The sequence below is a fragment of the Kitasatospora nipponensis genome (assembly GCF_039528135.1).
GTDB classification, from domain to species: domain Bacteria; phylum Actinomycetota; class Actinomycetes; order Streptomycetales; family Streptomycetaceae; genus Kitasatospora; species Kitasatospora nipponensis.
Window position 1 is genome coordinate 1 of record NZ_BAAALF010000079.1, and the last position, 709, is coordinate 709.

The following is a 709-nucleotide window of genomic DNA, read 5'->3' on the forward strand; positions in this document are numbered from 1 at the left end:
CCCCCCGGCCGGGGGGGGGGCGGGGGGGGGGGGGGGGGGGGGCCCCCCCCGGCCCCCCCCCCCCCCGCGCCCGCGGCGGTCGTCACGCCGGCCCCGCCAGTGCTGCGGTCGCCGCCGGTGCCGCCGCCGAGTCGCGGACCAGGGCGGCCACCGAGATGCCCGCCAGGATCTCCCGCGCCCGCTCCTCCACCGCCCGCCAGACGGCCGGCAGACCGTCGGCCGGGCCGGGGTACTCCAGCGCGGCCAGCGGCTCGCCGCGCAGCGTGATCACCTCGCCGTCGATCGCCCGGACCACGTCCAGCAGGCTGATCTCCTCGGCCGGGCGGCCCAGCCAGTAGCCGCCCTCGCAGCCGCGCTGGCTGCGCACCAGGCCCGCCCGGCGCAGGTCGCCGACCACGGACTTGAGGAACCTGAACGGGATCTCCTGGGAGGAGGCGATGGCCTCGCAGGTGAGCGGGCGAGCCGTGTCGCAGGCGAGTTCGACCAGCGCCCGCGCGGCGTAGTCCGCCTTCGCGGAAATATGCATGGGCCCGAGTATCCCTCTGCGGCGACGGCGTTCAAGCACCCGTCGGGCCGCTGTCGGCGTGGGATCCGACACGGCGTCAGGTAATGGACACCAGTTGACATCCTTTTCCGGCGCGCTCTAGCGTCGGGCCCACGAGCGCCGGTCAGCGGCCGCCCCGGCCCGTCCGCGGGCGGGCGGGGGCGG

The 709-nt window shown here is 77.9% G+C and carries 1 protein-coding gene; it reads right to left on the reverse strand.

Annotated elements, in window-relative coordinates:
• Nucleotides 1–82: 82 nt before the first annotated feature.
• Nucleotides 83–526, reverse strand: coding sequence for an RrF2 family transcriptional regulator (locus tag ABD323_RS21505; protein ID WP_344443462.1), 444 nt, complete (start codon nucleotides 524–526; stop codon nucleotides 83–85).
• Between the last annotated feature and the right edge of the window lie 183 nt (nucleotides 527–709).

What these genes read in the sequence shown, in the direction of transcription:
- ABD323_RS21505 (WP_344443462.1), bottom strand. Translation starts at nt 526, where the DNA reads ATGCATATTTCCGCGAAGGCGGACTACGCCGCGCGGGCGCTGGTCGAA.